This window comes from Bradyrhizobium sp. CCBAU 45384 (genome assembly GCF_028128665.1).
Lineage (GTDB): Bacteria > Pseudomonadota > Alphaproteobacteria > Rhizobiales > Xanthobacteraceae > Bradyrhizobium > Bradyrhizobium manausense.
Window position 1 is genome coordinate 1 of record NZ_LBIZ01000006.1, and the last position, 254, is coordinate 254.

General features: G+C 60.6%; 1 protein-coding gene. It reads right to left on the reverse strand.

Annotation, left to right across the window (positions count from 1 at the left end; genetic code table 11):
- On the reverse strand, positions 1–253 hold a 253-nt coding region (locus tag XH80_RS43800), incomplete at its 3' end, for a class I SAM-dependent methyltransferase (RefSeq protein ID WP_442869087.1).
- Position 254: the final 1 nt, after the last annotated feature.

The following is a 254-nucleotide window of genomic DNA, read 5'->3' on the forward strand; positions in this document are numbered from 1 at the left end:
TTAAGGTTCGGACGCACTCTGCGACAGCAAGTTCCGGGTGGGGAAAATGTCCAAGCCCAAAGGCGCAGACGACCGCGTCGAACATATGATCGAGAAATGGGAGATGTTCTACGTCTGCCTCACGATATTCTATGGCAGGATGCAGTTGGTGTGCCAGCTCTACCATCCGTGGGGACAAGTCAACGCCCACGGCGCGCGCGCCGCGATTTGCCGCCTCCGCCGCAAGAGCACCGGGCCCGCTCGCGACATCCAGC